Annotated in this window: 1 pseudogene; it reads left to right on the forward strand. The window is 66.0% G+C overall.

The window, feature by feature from the left end:
* A pseudogene (locus tag V9K97_RS27220) lies at positions 1 to 1,826 on the forward strand (hypothetical protein); the annotation flags it as partial.

The following is a 1,826-nucleotide window of genomic DNA, read 5'->3' on the forward strand; positions in this document are numbered from 1 at the left end:
GTGGAACACGCCGCAGGCACGCCCGACGCCAGGATCGTGACGACGCAGTGGCACCCTGACTTCAGTCTGCCGCTGCTGGTGACCGCCCCTCCGCGCAGCACCGCCTACACCTACGATCCGTTCGGCAACACGCTCTCCAAGACCGTGACGGAGGCCTACACCGGCAGGACCCAGACCTGGCAGTGGACCTACAACGCCCAGCAATTGGTGGCCACCACCACCGAGCCCAACAGCGCCGTCACCAGCTACGCCTACGACCACCGAGGCAATGTCCTCACTTCCTCCAACACCCTCGGCCACGTCACCAGCTACGCCTACGACAACGCCAACCGTGTGGAGAGCATGACGGCGCCCAACGGCCTCGTCACCACCTACACCTACGACGCCCGCGATCGCCTGCTGACCCAGACCGTCGGCGGCCAGCAGATCACCATGCTCGGCTACAAGCCCTACGGCAAGGTCGAGACCCTCGTGCTGCCCACCGGCCTGATCCTGACCTACACCTACGACGCCGCTCAGCGCCTCATCGGCTGGCGCAACAACCGCGGCGAGAGCGGCAGCTACACGCTGGACGGCATGGGCAACCGTACCGCCGAAGAGATCAAGGACAGCACCGGCAACGTTGCCTGGAATGCGGCGCGGGTGATCAACAACATCAACCGGCCGGCCATGAAGGTGGATGGCCCGAACCAGGCCACCGCCTTCGGCTACGACGCCAACGGCGAGCTCACGCGAGTCACCAATGGCCTGATCCAGAGCACCGAATACGGCCTCGACAGCCTGCGCCGTGTGGCGGCCATCACTGATGCCGCGGGCGCCACCGCCACACTGAAGTACAACGCCTTGGATGCCGTCACCGAAGCCAAGGACTTCAAAGGCGTGATGACCGGCTACGTCCGCGATGCGCAGGGTAACGCCACCGGCGAGACCAGCCCCGATGTGGGCACGGCCAGCACCCAGTACGACGCGCTGGGCCTGCCGAGCCAGATCACCGACGCCCTCGGGCAGGCCACCATCATCACCCGCGATCCCTTGGGCCGGCCGACCATCCTCGTCTTCGCCGACGGCAAGTCCACCACGCTGCGCTACGACCAGACGCCCGCGAGCAAGGGCTTCCTGTCGGAGATCATCGACCGCAGCGGCACCACCGAGTACATCCGCGACAGCTTCGGCCGTGTGACCCAGAAGCGCCAGACTCTCGTCAACGGCAGCGTGCAGCAGGTCAACTACGAGTACAGCCCGAATGGTCTGCTGCAGAGGACTATCTACCCCGGCGGCTCGGCGCTGACCTATATCTACGAGATGGGCGGCCGCCTCTCGGCCTTGCACTGGAACGACGCCCCGCTCATCACAGACATTGCCTGGAACCCGCTGGGGCAGCCCATGCGGTGGACCTGGGCCTTCGCGTCTCCCACGATGCCAGCCCACCGGGCCTATGACACGGCGGGCCGCCTGACAGCCACGGAGTTCAGCAACTACGTCTACGACGCCGCGGGTCGCATCACCAGCCTGACGCAGCAGCTCTACGGCCCGGGTGACGCCGACCCGACACAGAGCACCATCTCGCTGGCGCCCCGCACCTGGACCGTGGGCTACAACGCGCTGGGGCGCATCATCGGGTTCGATGCCGCTGGCGACACGGCCGCCTTCGGCTATGACACCAACGGCAACCGGATGAGCAGCTTGCGAGACCTCAATGGTCTGAACACCAGCCGCAGCTATACGGTAGGCCCGTTAAGCAACCAGCTCACCGGCTTCACCCAGAGCATCAACGGCGCCAGCAGCACCAGCGTCACCTACGGCTACAACGCCAACGGCGACCTCGT

This window comes from Variovorax sp. CCNWLW186, from assembly GCF_037203865.1.
Classification (GTDB): domain Bacteria; phylum Pseudomonadota; class Gammaproteobacteria; order Burkholderiales; family Burkholderiaceae_C; genus Variovorax.